14 protein-coding genes are annotated in these 15,819 nt (G+C 55.4%); 3 read left to right on the top strand and 11 right to left on the bottom strand.

Annotated features, from left to right (window positions below):
* Positions 1-12: 12 nt before the first annotated feature.
* From ACQG1K_RS16110 to ACQG1K_RS16100, 3 genes are all read right to left on the bottom strand, one after another.
* On the bottom strand, positions 13-492 hold the full coding sequence (locus tag ACQG1K_RS16110; RefSeq protein ID WP_367075111.1) for an RrF2 family transcriptional regulator: 480 nt from the start codon (positions 490-492) through the stop codon (positions 13-15).
* A gap of 167 nt (positions 493-659) precedes the next feature.
* Positions 660-2,048 (bottom strand): sensor histidine kinase, encoded by a 1,389-nt coding sequence (locus ACQG1K_RS16105; RefSeq protein ID WP_367075109.1) that lies wholly within the window; start codon positions 2,046-2,048, stop codon positions 660-662.
* Positions 2,048-2,725, bottom strand: a complete 678-nt coding sequence (locus tag ACQG1K_RS16100; protein WP_046618996.1) for a response regulator — start codon at positions 2,723-2,725, stop codon at positions 2,048-2,050. Before ACQG1K_RS16100 ends, ACQG1K_RS16105 begins: the two co-directional genes overlap by 1 nt.
* 205 nt (positions 2,726-2,930) lie before the next feature.
* Between ACQG1K_RS16100 and ACQG1K_RS16095 the strand changes: the two genes are divergently transcribed.
* Positions 2,931-3,767 carry a MipA/OmpV family protein gene (locus ACQG1K_RS16095; RefSeq protein WP_367075107.1) on the top strand — a complete coding sequence of 279 codons (837 nt, stop codon included), beginning with the start codon at positions 2,931-2,933 and terminating at the stop codon, positions 3,765-3,767.
* Positions 3,768-3,897: 130 nt separating this feature from the next.
* On the opposite strand, the gene ACQG1K_RS16090 is transcribed toward ACQG1K_RS16095, so the two are convergent.
* Genes ACQG1K_RS16090 through ACQG1K_RS16080 form a run of 3 tightly spaced genes read right to left on the bottom strand, consistent with a single transcriptional unit; the run spans position 3,898 to position 6,403 of the window.
* Positions 3,898-4,644, bottom strand: a complete 747-nt coding sequence (locus tag ACQG1K_RS16090) for an alpha/beta fold hydrolase (RefSeq protein WP_063148297.1) — start codon at positions 4,642-4,644, stop codon at positions 3,898-3,900.
* Between the two features lie 10 nt (positions 4,645-4,654).
* Positions 4,655-5,122: a DUF6130 family protein gene (locus ACQG1K_RS16085; RefSeq protein WP_032623794.1), complete on the bottom strand. Its 468-nt coding sequence runs from the start codon at positions 5,120-5,122 to the stop codon at positions 4,655-4,657.
* 51 nt (positions 5,123-5,173) lie between these two features.
* Entirely contained in the window at positions 5,174-6,403 is a 1,230-nt protein-coding gene (locus ACQG1K_RS16080; protein WP_063200939.1) for an MFS transporter, read from the bottom strand.
* A gap of 97 nt (positions 6,404-6,500) precedes the next feature.
* On the opposite strand from ACQG1K_RS16080, the gene ACQG1K_RS16075 reads away from it, so the two are divergent.
* Positions 6,501-7,391 (top strand): LysR family transcriptional regulator, encoded by an 891-nt coding sequence (locus ACQG1K_RS16075; RefSeq protein WP_063200937.1) that lies wholly within the window; start codon positions 6,501-6,503, stop codon positions 7,389-7,391.
* Here the strand turns inward: ACQG1K_RS16075 and ACQG1K_RS16070 are convergent.
* On the bottom strand, positions 7,388-7,558 hold the full coding sequence (locus ACQG1K_RS16070; protein ID WP_017383512.1) for a YfgG family protein: 171 nt from the start codon (positions 7,556-7,558) through the stop codon (positions 7,388-7,390). The two genes, ACQG1K_RS16075 and ACQG1K_RS16070, sit on opposite strands and share 4 nt — an antisense overlap.
* Positions 7,559-7,926: 368 nt before the next feature.
* Between ACQG1K_RS16070 and ACQG1K_RS16065 the strand changes: the two genes are divergently transcribed.
* Entirely contained in the window at positions 7,927-10,224 is a 2,298-nt protein-coding gene (locus ACQG1K_RS16065; RefSeq protein ID WP_050595053.1) for an EAL domain-containing protein, read from the top strand.
* Here ACQG1K_RS16065 and ppx read toward each other — a convergent pair.
* From ppx to purM, 4 genes are all read right to left on the bottom strand, one after another.
* Positions 10,172-11,710: an exopolyphosphatase gene (gene ppx, locus ACQG1K_RS16060; protein WP_003860570.1), complete on the bottom strand. Its 1,539-nt coding sequence runs from the start codon at positions 11,708-11,710 to the stop codon at positions 10,172-10,174. The two genes, ACQG1K_RS16065 and ppx, sit on opposite strands and share 53 nt — an antisense overlap.
* Positions 11,711-11,713: 3 nt before the next feature.
* Entirely contained in the window at positions 11,714-13,774 is a 2,061-nt protein-coding gene (gene ppk1, locus ACQG1K_RS16055) for a polyphosphate kinase 1 (protein ID WP_006811494.1), read from the bottom strand.
* Between the two features lie 204 nt (positions 13,775-13,978).
* Positions 13,979-14,620 carry a phosphoribosylglycinamide formyltransferase gene (purN, locus tag ACQG1K_RS16050; RefSeq protein WP_023300681.1) on the bottom strand — a complete coding sequence of 214 codons (642 nt, stop codon included), beginning with the start codon at positions 14,618-14,620 and terminating at the stop codon, positions 13,979-13,981.
* Positions 14,617-15,654 carry a phosphoribosylformylglycinamidine cyclo-ligase gene (gene purM / locus ACQG1K_RS16045; RefSeq protein ID WP_022648981.1) on the bottom strand — a complete coding sequence of 346 codons (1,038 nt, stop codon included), beginning with the start codon at positions 15,652-15,654 and terminating at the stop codon, positions 14,617-14,619. The genes purN and purM overlap by 4 nt, the downstream gene beginning before the upstream one ends.
* Positions 15,655-15,819 lie beyond the last annotated feature (165 nt).

Genomic DNA, 15,819 nt, shown 5'->3' with positions numbered 1-15,819 from the left:
AATCCGTCAGGATTAAGGCGCTTTTTTATGCTGCGTACAGAGTTCCGGCACCGGATCGCACCCGCTGGTATCGGCTTTTTTCACCTCTTCCAGCCCGCTGGCGACGGTATGGCGCGCTAAAACCGCTAACGAAGCCTGCTCCGCTTCATCAGCGATTGATTTGAAGTACCAGCAGGCGTTGGCGCTGACCACACAGCGGGCCGGGACGTCAGGACGGGACGCCCACAGCTTTTTATCTTCAGTGACGGAAAGGTAGATATCACGCAGGGTGATCTCTTCAGCCGGGCGGCCAAGGTGAATAGAGCCGTTGCGGCCAAGCGTGGAGACGATAATGCCGTCGCGGGCGAGAGGAACCATTAATTTGCGGATAAAGCTCGGATTCGCTTCCAGGCCGTAAGCCAGGATTGCACTCGTCGAACGTTCACCCGATTGCTCCGCCATCGCTACGCTGAGAACCATCTGCAAAGCTGTCGGGAAGCGGTAATCTAACATTTTTCTGTCCTGGGTTGCGGTGAATCTTGTTCTTTTTGGCACCGCAGAGGTGAATAATCAGTAAGTAACAATATAACAAATACGGTAATTTTATTGAAGCAATCTGCGGCATACGTGAAGTAACGCTGCGCTGACACATGTCAGGACGTGTAGCGCCGGGTTTACGTTCATGCGAACGACGGATTCGGGAAATCAACGGTCACCATAAGACCACCTTCGGCTGACGTACTCAGATTGACCCTGCCGTTGTGTTGCTGCGTAACGGCTTTGACGATGGCAAGCCCCAGTCCACTCCCGCTTTGGGTCTGATTAGGATCGCGGAAAAATCTGTCGAACACGCGCTCCCGTAGTTCAATCGGGATACCGGGGCCCGCGTCTGAGACGCGCAGCTGAGGGCACTTATCACGCGATTGCAGTTGTACCTCAATGCGTCCACCCTCAGGGCTGTACTTCACGGCATTCTCAATTAAATTGTCGATCAGCGACACCAGACGTTCCCGAATGCCTGCGACATGGATTTCATCGTCGGCGAAGAATTCAAACTCAATCCCGCGTGCCGATGCCAGCGGCTCCAGTGCGGCCATTCGCTCCTGAATAAGCGTTGTCAGCGGCACAGGCTCCATTACCGTGTCGATGTGCGCTTCGCTGTTCTTCATCAGCAGAAGCTGATTGACGAGACGAGCAGCACGGCTATTGCTGCGAACAATGCCTGCAAGCAGCTCCTGCTGGCTTTCGCTGATGACCCAGGACTGCAGCGCCTCGACGTTGATTCGCATCGCGGCCAGCGGCGTACGCAGCTCGTGCGCGGCATCGGCAATAAACACCCTTTCCCTTTCGGCGCTTTCCCGCACCCTGGCGAGAAAGTCATTAATCGCGTCCACCGTCTGGCGCAGCTCCCTGTGCCTGGGAACGGCTTTTAAGGGAGAGAGATCGTCTGGCGTGCGCAATGAAATTTCATTCACTACCCTGTTCCAGGGGCGCATCGCGATGCGGATTGACAGCCACGCGGGAAACAGAAGAAAAGGGATGCATACCAGCAGCGGCATGACGTAATAGCCGCGCGAGTTCAGGTAGATAAAGAAATTCCAGCTGCCAGCCGGGGTGAAAAGGGTGACTTCAACGTCGGAGCGCGCGGATTTGAGCGTGCGGCTCGTCCAGGTGTGGTCTCCAGTCCGGACGCGCTGCATTTCCCCCAGGCGGCTATTTTTCACCTCCGTTGGCGCGCCACGCGAAGAAAAAATAATCTCATTATGCTTGCGAACGATCAGGTTGATAGCGAGCTCCGGATCTTCACCGCCGCCATAACCCTCCCGCAGCGCCTTGCTGAACGCGGCCAGCACCTCATTACGCGCCTGCGGCCTATCCTCCATGCTCTCAACCAGGGAAAAGAGGGTTTCGTAAGTCTCACTGCCCGTGAGTATTGGAGGGCTGCGCAGGTCCTCCAGCAAAATGAAGGTTAAAAAAAGACACCACAGTAACGTAAGCAGCAGCATCTGGGCGACCAGCATTCGCCTGACCAGCGTAGGGAGCCTGAGGCGGTACCAAAAATTACGCATCAGCCTGCCGCCTTCTGAACCGGTACGGTATCAATGACGTACCCTACGCCCCGCACCGTTCGCACAAAGCCATCGCCAATTTTTCGCCGCAGGTTACCCATATGCACGTCGAGCGCGTTGCTGAGATTTTCTTTCGTGCCGAATATCCTCTCTTCCAGATACCGCCGCGTAAGCACGCGATCGGCGCGCAGCATTAACGTTTCAAGCAGCGCATATTCGCTTGCCGTCAGCTCAACGTGGCGTGCGCTCACCGTTACGCGACGCGTCGGAATATGAAGCGACAAACCGCGAATTTCTATTGCCTCATTTTCAAAACCGTAACTGCGTCGCGCAAGGGCTCTCACGCGTGCCAGCAGCTCGGCGAGAACAAAAGGTTTGACCAGATAGTCGTCCGCGCCCGCGTCCAGCCCGCACAGGCGGTCCTGCAGCGTGCCTCGCGCCGTCAGGATAATGACGGGGATCCCCCGGAGCTGCTGACGCAGGCGCGTCATCAGGCTCATGCCATCGCCATCGGGCAGCCCCAGGTCGAGCAGGATAAGCTCCGGCACGCAGAGCTCAAGCTGATGCAGCGCATCCTCTTTTCGGCGTACCCATATGACATCAAATCCTTGATCTGCTAGGGCGATACGCACGCCATTGCCGAGATCCAGGTCGTCTTCAATTAGTAGAATTTTCACATTGGTAACTGTATCAACAGTGCATGAAGAACAGCTTAAGAAAAAAACGGTATCAGGAAATCATTTAGCTTTACATAACCAGCACGTGCTTCAGCGTTTCTTCATTTTCGGCTCATAAGAACCTTAGGGAGGGTATTCAGAATGAGCGCGCTGGCGTTTAACACCGCCTGAATCGTAACCATCTGAATCCAAAAGGGCTTCTTTAATGAGAAACTGCAAACTGCGTCACAGGTTCCCCCGTTCACTCATCGGTCGCAGCGTGAAAAGCATCCTGTCGGGGGCCGTCCTGGCGTTACTGGCTACCCCGGCGCTGGCGGCCGGGCAGCGCCAGGGCAACGTGTTAACCCTGGGGGGCGGCGTGGATGTTGCGCCACGCTATTCCGGTTCGGATAAGAGCCGCGTTACTGCGGCCCAGGTGGTTGATTACGCGATGGAAAATGGGTTCTTTATTAGCACTACCCGCGGGCTCGGCTACGGCAACCGCGTTGGCAACCTGGATTACAGCGCTGCGCTGAGCTATCGCGCAGGACGTAAGGATCGCGACGTAAGCAGCGATTCAATCGCCTCCGGCAGCGACTATCTGCGGGGGATGGGTGACGTCAAAGGCTCAGCCGTCGTTGTGCCGGGGCTGGGGTACAGGATAACTGACTGGCTTAACGTGCAGCTGCAGGCTGAGGTCCCGGTTTCGGAAAGAGACAACGGTGAGGCTGTGCACTTCGGCATTGCCAGCCCGCTCTACACCTCTCCTGAAAACTCGGTGACGCTGGCGCTGACCGGCAGCTGGGGATCCAGCAAGTACATGCAAACGTACTACGGGGTCAGCGCCGCCCAGTCGGCCGCATCGGGTTTTGCCCGAAATGATGCCGGATCGGGCATATACGCCTATTCGCTGAACCTGGACTGGACCCATAAGCTCACCTCCCGCTGGAGCCTGCTTGCCGCAGCTGGCGTTACGCAGCTGACGGGAGAGGCGGGCGATAGCCCCATTGTTCAGCGAAAAACGTCTCCTGTGGGAAGTTTGAAGGTGACGTATAGCTTCTGATGGTTCAGTGAGGGCGAAGGCGCGTTTGTGACAAAACCGCACATAACCCCGTTACAGGAGCCGCAAGTACATAAAGCCCGTAGGATGGCGTGGCCCGAAGTCGGACCGTTCATCATGCGGGCTTTTTTTATCACTGTTGACCCGATAACGCCTGTTCAATCGTACGGGTAACAACGTCCGGCTGGCTGACCATCGATACATGGCTTGCCGCAACCTCCGTGGTGTTGGCGTTGATTTTCTTCGCCATTGCGCGCTCAAGCTCAGGATTGATCATCCGGTCATTTTTGCTGACCACATACCAGCTCGGTTTGTCATGCCAGGCGGCATGCGCGACTTTCTCCCCAAACGCATTGGCCTTAATGGGGCTCTGCGTCGCGGCAATCACGCTGCGCTCAACGTCCTTCACGTCAGGGGCAAAATTCTCGCTGACCGCTTTTGTCGGCAGATATAAATACCCCTCTGCCGTTTTAGCGAGGCTGGCGCTCCCTGGCGGAGCAGGGAAGCTATTTGCCAGTTCTGCCGTCGACTGGCCGGAATCCGGCGCAAAAGCGGCAACGTAAACCAGAGACTTCACCCGCGCATTATTGCCCGCTTCGCTGATTACCGACCCGCCCCAGGAGTGCCCAACCAGCACAACGTCGCCATGAGCCCGGGCGATAGCACGCTGCGTGGCGGCGACATCATCTTTCAGAGACGTGAGCGGAAGTTGTACCGCAATGACCTCGGTATGGTGTTTTTGCAGCCGGGTAATCACCTTATTCCAACTGCTGCCGTCGGCAAACGCCCCGTGCACCAGCACCACGCTGGCTTTCGTCTCTGCCAGCGCGCTGGTGGAAACCGCCAGCAGCGCCGCTGTTAATACAGACAATGCTTTCATAACAGGCTCCTTAAAAGTGATGAACCGCCGCGTGGGGCGGTACGGTGAATTCAACGGTTTTATGGTCGATGGGCTTATGCGTCGGGTCGGCAACGATGATGGTTACCTTGTGTTTCCCGGCGGGCAGCCCGACCAGGATCACCGGCTCGCCGCTGGTATCAGCCCAGTGCCAGGGCGCGTCATCCACCACTACGTGAATATGGCCGATACGCGGAGTGACTTTCAGTGCGTCGGGTCCAAATACAGGTTCAATGCGCAGGTTTTCGACGCGGTACTGAATAAAGACCGCACCTTTACTCAGCGGTCCCGCCAGCGGTGGGTCGACGATCAGTTTTGCTGGCGGCTGGGGTTTTTCCTGCGGCGCTAGGGCGGCCGGGCCATTAACATCAGCGGCGCTCAGGCCATCCAACGGTGCGGCCAGTGCGCCAGCAAAGGACGTCAGCGCAAATACAGGAAGCAGGAAATATCGACGAATCATCTGTGTCTCTCCTCATCAGTTTATTATGGCGAGGGACACAGAAGACCATTTTTATGTATCGGGGATGTTTGCTTTTGCGGGCGTTTTGTACCGGTTTGTCAGCGTAGCGCTCGGGATACAGTGCGATACAGTTTGTTTGCCTGGGCTGCGCACGAGCGCCACTGCGAACCCCGCAATGACCAGCGTCAGTCCTGCGGAAACCCACATTCCGCCTGTTATACCCAGCGACTTATTCAGCCACGCATACGCAAACGGAGAGGCGGCTGCCATCAGTTGGCCTGGAATAAGCAGCAGCCCGGTGCGGCTGGCATAGCGCTCTGTACTAAACAGTTCCAGGGGTAGCGTCGCTTTGACGATAGTCACCAGCCCGTTAATGGCACCAAAGCCGAACACAAATCCGGCGGCACACCAGGCCAGCATGTCGCTGCTCAGTCCGATGAGAAAACAAAGCGGCATGGCGAGCGCAGTGAAAAGCGTCAGTTTTAGCGGAGTGATGCGCGCCCCTGCCAGCACCTCCATAAGGCGCGCACCGGTCTGCCCCATTCCCCACAGCATGCCGACGGCGACCGGCAGGCCGAAGCTGGCGATAAATTCGGGAAGGTGGGTAGAGGTGCCGTTAGAGACGAAGGTGATGAGAGCAATGAAGGTTGCATAAAGCCAGCCGTTACGCCTGTCATGAGGGGAGACCTGCGTACATGCTTTGGGCTTGACCGTAAAGCGCTGGCGCGGGAAGCGCCGAAGAAGCAGGGCACTGAGCAGACCGAACAGGGCGTAGATCTTCAGCGCATCCTGCCAACCCATCACGTTCAGTAAGGCGTCTCCCAGCGGCCAAAAGACAGCGGACGCCAGCCCGCCCGCCAGGGTGACACGAGAGATTGTCCTGCGTGCCTGCGGTCCGTATAGGTTCACAAGAGCAGAGAAAAGCGCATCATACAGCGACAGGCGCATCCCGATGCCGGTCAGCAACCAGGCGCCATACCAGCCTGAAAGTGTGGACGTAAAGGCCATTGACAGACAGCTTACGGCGATCAGCAAGGTCCCGCTCATTACCACCCTTTGTCCACCAAAACGCGCCAGCAGAGGAGCGACAAACGGCGAGACAATAGCCATAACCAGCATGGCCAGCGTCAGGCCGAGATAGATTTCGGGGGACGACCAGCTTCGGTCTGCTGTAATGGCATGAGCAAAGGTTCCCGGCATGTAAAAGGAGATCCCCCAGTTAATGAGCTGATTACATCCCGCAGTGAGCGCAAGACGGCGAGGGAGTGCAGGTGTTTCCATTATTTTTCATTCCGTTAGGCAGTTGTCCCGAGCATACAGGGCGCGGTATTGTGCTGGCAGAGCCGTATCCTTATTCACCGTATAAGAGAAACTTTGCATGACGACGCTCAATCTGGGACACCTCGCCACTTTTCGTCTGGTCGTTCAACGCGGCAGCTTTTCTGCGGCAGCAGATGTAATGGGTATTTCCCAGCCCGCCGTCAGCCTGCAAATACGCCAGCTAGAGCAGTTTCTTCAGACGCGGCTGATCGAACGTACGGGGCGTGGAATCAAAGCCACTGCTGCCGGTGAGGCGCTACGGGTGCACGGTGAACGTCTTGAACTGGCGGTTGAGGAGACAATTCCTTCGGTTAGCGCGTTCAATCAGGAAGTGAGCGGCACCATCACGCTCGGCACGGGCGCGACGGCCTGTATTCATCTGCTTCCAGCGCTGTTGCAGCAGCTTCGTGAGGAGTATCCCCTGTTACGGATCGGAGTGACGACGGGAAATACGCCGGATATCGTCAGGGCGATTGAGGAGAATCGGCTGGATATGGGGCTGGTCACGCTACCGGCGAGCGGTCGTACGTTGGCGATTATGCACGCGATGGAGGAAGAGTTTGTCTGGATTAGCGCGCAGGTTCAGCTGGAAGAAGGGGAGCAGTTTACGCCAGACTCTTTATACGCTCAGCCGCTCATTGCGTTTGAGTCGGGCAGCGGTACGCGAACGTTGATTGACGGCTGGTTTGAAGCCCGCGGACTAGCCGTCTCACCGGTTATGCAGCTTGGCAGTATTGAGGCCATCAAACGCATGGTACGTGCAGGGCTGGGCTACAGTATTGTGCCGCGAATGGCGGTAGAGCATGCCGACGACCGGGAGGGATTACGCGTTCAATCGTTAACGCCCGTTCTGCGCCGGCAACTGGCGATAGTGATGCGTCAGGATAAGATCCTCAGCAAAGGGATGACGGTGATTATTCGGCTGTTACAGCGTGAACATGGACGTTAGCGCTCGGGCGAATCCACTACAAGACCTGATTGCTGTGACTGAATTTTGTCCTGATGGTGATACCAGGCGCCAATGGAGGAATAAACAAAGCGGCCAAAGAAAAACAGGAAACTGATGAGCAGTATGATGCGGGTCATCCGGGTGTTAAATCGATGTCGTTTTCGCATACGCGTAGCCTGACTCACTTTCTTTTCCTGAGTATACCCTTTTGGGCGATACGGCTATTAAGGCACAGCCGCAAGTCGGGGTCAATTCAGCGAAATGTAAAATACCGTCAATGCTTACATTAATTTATGTTATTAAAAACAACGCTTTTATTTATCGCATTGATAATTACAGGAAAAATATTCAAATAAAACGTAAGAAATGTTTATTCAGATAAATTAATTTGATTTAGGTCAACGGCATCTCGTCGTTGATATTTAAAATCCCACCTCCACTGTGCTTGCCAGGAATTTTCCGGGCATCGTGTACGTCAGGTTGGATGCCTGTCTTCATTTACCCTCTGGAGCGCAAGGGTTGTAAACGAGCATCTATGAATATTCACCACATCCTGAAGCAAAATAAAGACCGCTGGTGGGCACTTCCTCTTATATTACCCGTCGTGTTACTCCCGGTGCTTAGTGTGGCTAATACCTTAACGCAGCTGGGCGACGGTATCGTTGCGCTCTATTATCTCCCGCTCTCCTTTCTGCTGACGCTGATGTTGTTCTTTGGCCTGGAAGCCCTTCCCGGAGTGGTGGTGTCGCTGTTTTTACGTTATTACCCGTCCGTTGGGTTGTTTGAAACCGTGACCGGCATTTTGCATTTTATCGTCCCCCTGGTGCTCAGCTGGGGCGGTTACCGCGTGTTTGCGCCCCGACGCAATATGACCGCTTACGGTGACATACGCCTGATGGGGCAACGTATCTTCTGGCAGGTGTTTTGCCCGGCAACGCTTTTTCTGGTGCTATTTCAGTTTGCGGTTTATCTCGGGGTCTATGAGAGCCGCCAGAGCCTTGCAGGATTGAATCCCCTCAATATTCGGACCCTTATTAACTATCAGGGGCTGCTGGTGAGCGGGCTGACGGGTGTGCCGCTAAGCTACCTGCTGATCCGCCTGATACGTCATCCGCGCTATATCAAGGGACTGATGTCCCAGCTCCGCACGCAAATAGACAAAAAGGTGACGGCCGTTGAGTTTGTGGTGTGGTTTTTAGCTCTGGGTGGGTTGCTGGCTATGCTGCTGCTGCCCATGAATGAAAACAGTTCCATTTTCAGCACCAACTACACTTTGTCACTGCTGATGCCCGTGATGCTCTGGGGGGCGATGCGCTTTGGCTACAAGCTAATGTCAATCATCTGGACGCCGGTCCTGCTGGTGTCGATTCACTTTTTTTATCACTACATTCCGGTGCAGGAGGGTTATGGCATTCAGCTGGCGATCACCTCATCCAGCTATCTGGTCTTTTCCTTCGTTGTGACGTATATGTCGATGCTGGCGACACGTCAGCGGACCATCAATATTCGCTCCCGCAGTCAGGCTTTTCTCGATCCGGTGGTGCATATGCCCAACCTGCGGGCGCTGTCGCGAGAGCTGGCCAGTAACCCCTGGTCGGCGCTCTGTTTACTGCGCGTGCCCGAGCTGGAAGTGCTGGGGCGTAATTACGGCGTACTGCTACGGATCCAGTATAAGCAGCAGCTGGCGCAATGGATAAATGGCACCCTTCAGCCAAAAGAGCAAGTCTATCACCTCACCGGATATGACATGGCGGTGCGACTGGAGGCGGAGTCGCATCAACAGCGCATTGAGACGCTGGACGAGCATATTAAGCAGTTTGTTTTTATCTGGGATGGTATGCCGGTGCAGCCTCAGGTTGGCGTGAGCTACTGCTATGTACGCTCACCCGTCAATCACCTCTATCTGGTGCTGGGGGAACTGGGCATCGTGGCTGACCTCTCCCTCTCAACGAATCACCCGGAAAATCTTCAGCAGCGCGGGGCTGTTCACTTGCAGCGTAGCCTGAAAGATAAGGTGGCGATGATGAGCCGTTTGCAGACAGCGCTGGAGCAGAATGCTTTTAGCCTGTTAGTTCAGCCTGTTCGCGGCCTGCGCGGCGATCATTACCACGAAGTGCTGCTGCGAATGCGTGATGATAACGGGGCGCTGATCTTTCCCGAGCAGTTCCTGCCCATAGCACAGGAGTTTGGTTTATCGTCGCGTGTCGATTTATGGGTACTGGAGCGTACGTTGAGTTTCCTGGCACAGCACCGCCAGCGTTTGCCGGGCCAGCGCTTTGCCATCAACCTCGCACCTTCAACCGTCTACCGGGCGCAGTTCCCGCTTGAAGTGAGCCGCCTGTTAGCCAGATATGCCGTTGAAGCATGGCAGCTGATCTTTGAAGTGACCGAAAGTAGCGCCTTTGGTCATGCGGATCTGGCGGCATCCACCCTCAGGCAATTGCAAAAAATGGGAATACGGATCGCCATTGATGATTTTGGCACCGGCTACGCCAGCTATGCGCGGTTAAAAAGCGTGGACGCCGACATTCTCAAAATCGACGGCGGCTTTATTCGCAATATTGTCAGCAACAGCCTGGATTACCAGATCGTGGCATCCATTTGCCATCTGGCCCGGATGAAGAAAATGCTGGTGGTGGCGGAATGTGTGGAAACAGAAGAGATACGTAGCGCGGTGCACGCGCTAGGTATCGATTATGTGCAGGGCTACTTGATTGGGTTGCCAGTTGAGCTTGATACGTTGCTCGAAACACAGCCTTCTCAGGAGAGCGCCTTAGCCGTTACGCTGCCGCCTCAGAACTCTCTTCTTCAATCTTCAACAGCCAGCCGGTGACCGCTTCCCAGTACTGCTGCTCTTTTTCCAGATCCAGCAGCACCAGCGCGTTCTGGCTAAACCAGTCGTGCGGGAAGCTCAGCGTCCAGTGATAGTCATCCGTTTTAAGCTTCAGTGTCGGCGGTGTGGTGGTCGCCTGCCGCTGATTATTGAGCAGCACGCCCAGGCGCAGAAGCTGAATGAGTGGCAGGAACTGCTTTTTCTTAAATAGCGTAAAGCGCGGCAGATCGTCGAGCTTGATGGCTTTGCGGTGATAGCGCACCAGCGTCGCCATCATGGTTTGCTGCTCCTGGTTGAAGCCAGGCAGATCGCTATTTTGCAGAATATAGGCTGAATGGCGATGCATTCCGCTGTGGTTTATGTTCAGCCCCACCTCATGCAGCATCGCGGCCCATTTTAACAGCGCGGCCAGCTGCGGATGCGCCAGCTTTGGATTCTGCTCCTCCCACTGCTCGTACATCTGAACCGTGGTTTCCAGCACCCGTTTCGCCTGTTCGCGGTCGATATTGTACTGGTTGGCAAGGCTCTGCGCGGTGCGGCTGCGAATATCCTGATGACGGAAACGGCCTTCCATCTCATACAGCACACCTTCGCGCAGGGCGCCGTCAGAGAGGCGCAGCTCTTTGATCGCCAGCGCGTCAAACACGCCGCAGAGGATCGCCAGCCCCGGTACGAACACCGCTTTACGCTCGTCGGACAAGCCCGGCAGACTCAGGGCGTCGAAGCTCTTGTGCTTAAGCACCTCTTCGGTGAGTTTCACCAGGCGCTCAGGCGTAATAAACCCGTCCTTTTCACCCATCGCCAGCAGCACTTCATGGGCCGCTTTAATCGACCCCGATGCGCCCAGCGCCACGTTCCAGCCCTGAATACGATACTGCCAGGCCAGATTTTCCAGTTTTTGCACGGCGGCCATGCGCGCGCGCTGGAAGTTTTCGCGGGTGATGACGCCGCCCGGAAAATACATTTGCGCGAAGCTGACGCAGCCCATACGGCGGCTTTCAACCAGACGCGGCTCGAAATCTTCGCCAATCACCAGTTCGGTTGAGCCTCCGCCGATATCAATCACCAGCTTGCGGCCTTTTTCCGGCTGCGTATGCTCCACGCCCATAAAAATCAGGCGCGCTTCTTCGTTACCAGAGATGATCTCAATCGGGTAGGGGATAACCTTTTCCGCGCGCTTAAGAAATTCCGGCGCGTTCAGCGCCTGGCGTAGCGTATGCGTCCCGACGATGCAAACGCTGGACGGCGAAAAGCCTTGCAGACGTTCTGCGAACAGCGACAGGCAGTTAAGCCCGCGCTCCATTGCCTCTTCGCTCAGCATGTTACGCGCGTCGAGCCCATCGGCCAGATGCACGCGCTGCTTCAGACGACCGATGATCTGCATCGCGCCATCCACCTCGCGGGCGATGACCATATGGAAACTGTTTGAGCCAAGATCGACCGCAGCGAACTCCTGCGGGCGTGGGGTATTATCGTTTATTGGCATAGGTTAATCGGGTTGCTCAAGTGATTTGATGTAATCGTAAATCGCCAGCTGCGACCGCACTTTACGGCGATTGCCGCGCGGTACATAGCGATTACTGAGTTCTTTGTCGATATAACGTGCTTTCACCGTATCGCTGAACAGGATCTCGATAATGTCCAGGATACGCTGCTTCAGGCGAGGATCCAGCAGCGGTGCCGCCACTTCAATACGGTAATCAATGTTACGCGTCATCCAGTCGGCGGACGAGAGGTATACGCGCTTATCACCGGCGTTATCGAAAATATAGACGCGATCGTGTTCAAGATAGCGATCCACAATGCTGATCACGCGGATGTTGTCGCTGATGCCTTCCAGTTCCGGAATGAGCGAGCACATGCCGCGAATGAGCAGATTTACCGGAACGCCGGAGCTGGAGGCCGCATACAGGCGATCCACCAGGCCTTTGTCCACCAGATTGTTGAGCTTCAGCGTGATGCCGGACGACAAGCCGTTCTGCGCATTGGCAATCTCTTTGTCGATCATATCGTACAGCAGGCGCCGTGAGTTCTGCGGTGACACCAGTAGATAATCGAAGCTCACCGGGCGGTACGGGTTCTCAATGAAGTTGAACACCCGACGCACTTCGTTGGTGATGCGGGCATCGGCAGTCAGCAGTGAATAGTCGGTGTAAATACGCGCGGTTTTCTCGTTAAAGTTCCCGGTACCGATATGGGCGTAGCGCACCACATCGTCGCCCTCTTTACGGGAGATCAGGAACAACTTGGCGTGAATTTTCAGCCCCGGCGCGGAGAAGATGACGTGCACGCCCGCTTCCGTCAGTCGGCGCGCCCAGTGGATGTTGGCCTCTTCGTCGAAGCGAGCCTGGAGCTCAACCACCACGGTCACTTTCTTGCCGTTGTGCGCTGCGTGGATCATCGCATCGATGATGCGGGAATCTTTCGCCACGCGATAAATGTTGATTTTAATCGCCAGCACGTTCGGATCGAACGAGGCCTGACGCAGCAATTCCAGCACGTGTTCAAAGGTGTGATACGGATAGTAGAGCAGCACATCCCGCTCGCGGATGGCATCGAACCCGTTGCGGAATTTATCGAACCAGATATGGCGCAGGCGCGGCAGCGGTTTGTTTACCAGATTGGCTTTGCCGACGTTCGGGAAGCCAATGAAATCTTTAAAGTTGTGGTAACGCCCACCGGGGATTATGGAGTCGTAGCGGGAGATGGTCAGCTTATCGCGCAGCATCTCCACCATCGCGTCCGGCATATCGCGCTGATAGACAAAACGCACCGGCTCTGCCGTCAGGCGCTGCTTGAGGCTGGAAGACATCAGCTCCATCAGGCTGGCCTCCATCTCATGCACCAGATCGTACTCGGCGTCACGGGTCATCTTCATCGAGTAGGCGTTGAGCGCGTCGTAATCGAAGAAACCTTTGAAGATATCGTCCAGACAGTAGCGCAGAATGTTATCCAGCAGGATCATCGGCTTACGTCGGCGCGGGGTTTCCGGCGGCAGATTTACAAAGCGCGGGACTTTATCAGACGGTATTTCCAGCAGCGCGTAGTTAATGGTCTCACCACGAATGATTTCTACCGCCAGATAGGTGTAATCATCTTTCAGGAACTGCACCAGATCGGTTTCACGGTTGATCAGAATCGGGGTGATATGCTGGCGCAGATAGTGTTTGAAATAGTGGCGCAGCCAGTTTTGCTGATTCGCGGAGAGCTGGCGTTCGTTGATCAGGAAGATTTGGTTGCGTGCCATTTCCAGCAGCAGCTCGTTATAGAGGCCATCAAATTCCTGATCGGCTTTCATGACGCGAGACTGGATTTTTCCAAGCAGATGCCGCGAGTGGGAGTTTAAGCCCTGTTCTTCGCTGATGATGATTCGGCGTTTTAGTTCGGCGAAGCGAACCTTGTAGAACTCATCCAGATTGTTGGAATAGATGCCTAAAAAACGCATACGCTCAATCAGCGGGTTACTTTTATCGGCCGCTTCCTGAAGTACACGTTCGTTGAATGCTAACCAGCTTAGCTCTTTCTCGATATATAACTTTTCCTGACCCATTACAGCTCACACTCCAGTTCAATCACAGGACGTGGTAAATCCGTCTCGTCCTTATTATGGCGAGCATTTCCACGATATGTCCAACAGTGCCAGAAAAGTATGACAGTTATTTTTTTTGTTGGGGAATTTAGAGGGTTGGAGAAGGGAATATCGGGTAATGCAATATGTAGGTCGGGTAAGCGCAGCGCCACCCGACAGAACAAACTACTCTTCAGCCGCATGACCCTGCGGGGGCAACTTTACGCCGTCCAGCCAGGCGGCACCGTCGCGCATCTCAAGACGGCCGTCAACAAACCAGCTTACCACCAGCGGATAAATGGCGTGTTCCTGAGCCTGTACGCGTTCCGTCACGTCGTCTTCGTTGTCACCGTCAAAGACCGGTACTTTTGCCTGCAAAATGACCGGACCGCCGTCCAGCTCGTCGGTAACGAAATGCACGGAGGTACCATGCTCCTCATCGCCGTTCTCCAGCACCTGACGATGGGTATGCAGGCCAGGATATTTCGGCAGAAGAGAAGGGTGGATATTCAGCAAACGTCCGTTGTAATGCGCGACGAAGGCGGGGCTCAGGATACGCATGTAGCCTGCCAGCACCACCACGTCAGGCGCGTAGGCGTCAATTTCCTGCACCAGCTCACGGTCAAAGGCTTCACGCCCGGCGAACTGGCTGGCTTCCAGCGCGTGCGCAGGAATGTTCGCTTCCCGCGCGCGCTCAAGGCCGAACGCATCGGCCTTGTTGCTGAATACTGCCCGAATGGTGCCATTGATTTTCTTCTGTTTGCAGGCGTCTATAATTGCCTGCAAATTGCTTCCGTTGCCGGAAATGAGCACCACGATGTTTTTCATTCAATGACCACACGCTGTTCGGAATCGGAAGCTTTAATCGTACCGATTTTCCACGCGTTTTCACCTTTTTCTGTCAGCAGCTTAACCGCTTTATCCGCTTCGCTGGCGGGCAGGGCGATAACCATGCCCACGCCGCAGTTAAAGGTGCGGTACATTTCATGCTCGCTCACGTTGCCTGCGGATTGCAGCCAGTTGAAGACGGGCGGCCACTGCCATGAGGAGGCGTCGATCACCGCCTGGGTATTGTCCGGCAGCACGCGCGGAATGTTTTCCCAGAAGCCGCCGCCGGTAAGGTGAGCGATGGCGTGCACCTCAACGTTCTCAATCAGCTCCAGCACGTTTTTGACGTAGATGCGGGTCGGGGCCAGCAGGTGATCGGCCAGCGGTTTGCCGTCCAGCTCGGTGGTCAGCGGGTCGCAACCGCTCACTTCGAGGATCTTACGCACCAGAGAGTAGCCGTTGGAGTGCGGACCGCTGGAGGCCAGCGCAACCAGCACATCGCCGTCAGCCACTTTGCTGCCGTCGATAATTTCTGATTTTTCTACCACGCCGACGCAGAAGCCTGCGACGTCATAATCTTCACCGTGATACATGCCTGGCATTTCAGCGGTTTCACCGCCGACCAGCGCACAGCCGGATTGCAGACAGCCTTCGGCGATACCGTTAATGACGCTGGCTGCGGTATCCACATCCAGCTTGCCGGTCGCGTAGTAATCCAGGAAGAACAGCGGCTCAGCGCCCTGTACCACCAGGTCGTTGACGCACATCGCCACCAGATCAATACCAATCGTATCGTGACGCTTAAGATCCATCGCCAGGCGCAGTTTTGTACCGACACCATCCGTACCCGAGACCAGCACAGGTTCACGATATTTTTGCGGCAGCGCGCACAGTGCGCCGAATCCACCCAGGCCACCCATCACTTCCGGGCGGCGGGTTTTTTTCACCACACCTTTGATTCGGTCAACCAGCGCATTACCTGCGTCAATATCAACACCGGCATCTTTGTAGCTGAGAGAAGTTTTGTTGGTCACGGCTTAAATCCCCACGCGATTGCATAGCTAGTAAGAAAAATCGGCGCAATTCTAACAGTCCAGGCAAACGTTTGCGAGCCTATTCTCGGCGCGGGGATCTTTTTTTCTGTGCGGACTGTCCAGGGCAACAAACTTGATTCCGTTCACGAAAATGAAACCGGTTTC

This window comes from Enterobacter cloacae complex sp. 402C9 (assembly GCF_050030745.1).
In the GTDB taxonomy this organism is placed as follows: Bacteria; Pseudomonadota; Gammaproteobacteria; order Enterobacterales; family Enterobacteriaceae; genus Enterobacter; species Enterobacter intestinihominis.
This window is presented reverse-complemented; position numbering and strand designations above follow the sequence as displayed.

Coding starts and splice junctions, on each gene's coding strand:
- ACQG1K_RS16095 (WP_367075107.1), top strand. CDS start 2,931: ATGAGAAACTGCAAACTGCGTCACAGGTTCCCCCGTTCACTCATCGGT.
- ACQG1K_RS16065 (WP_050595053.1), top strand. CDS start 7,927: ATGAATATTCACCACATCCTGAAGCAAAATAAAGACCGCTGGTGGGCA.
- ACQG1K_RS16075 (WP_063200937.1), top strand. CDS start 6,501: ATGACGACGCTCAATCTGGGACACCTCGCCACTTTTCGTCTGGTCGTT.
- ACQG1K_RS16080 (WP_063200939.1), bottom strand. CDS start 6,403: ATGGAAACACCTGCACTCCCTCGCCGTCTTGCGCTCACTGCGGGATGT.
- purN (WP_023300681.1), bottom strand. CDS start 14,620: ATGAAAAACATCGTGGTGCTCATTTCCGGCAACGGAAGCAATTTGCAG.
- ppk1 (WP_006811494.1), bottom strand. CDS start 13,774: ATGGGTCAGGAAAAGTTATATATCGAGAAAGAGCTAAGCTGGTTAGCA.
- ACQG1K_RS16070 (WP_017383512.1), bottom strand. CDS start 7,558: ATGCGAAAACGACATCGATTTAACACCCGGATGACCCGCATCATACTG.
- ppx (WP_003860570.1), bottom strand. CDS start 11,710: ATGCCAATAAACGATAATACCCCACGCCCGCAGGAGTTCGCTGCGGTC.
- ACQG1K_RS16085 (WP_032623794.1), bottom strand. CDS start 5,122: ATGATTCGTCGATATTTCCTGCTTCCTGTATTTGCGCTGACGTCCTTT.
- ACQG1K_RS16090 (WP_063148297.1), bottom strand. CDS start 4,644: ATGAAAGCATTGTCTGTATTAACAGCGGCGCTGCTGGCGGTTTCCACC.
- ACQG1K_RS16105 (WP_367075109.1), bottom strand. CDS start 2,048: ATGCGTAATTTTTGGTACCGCCTCAGGCTCCCTACGCTGGTCAGGCGA.
- ACQG1K_RS16110 (WP_367075111.1), bottom strand. CDS start 492: ATGTTAGATTACCGCTTCCCGACAGCTTTGCAGATGGTTCTCAGCGTA.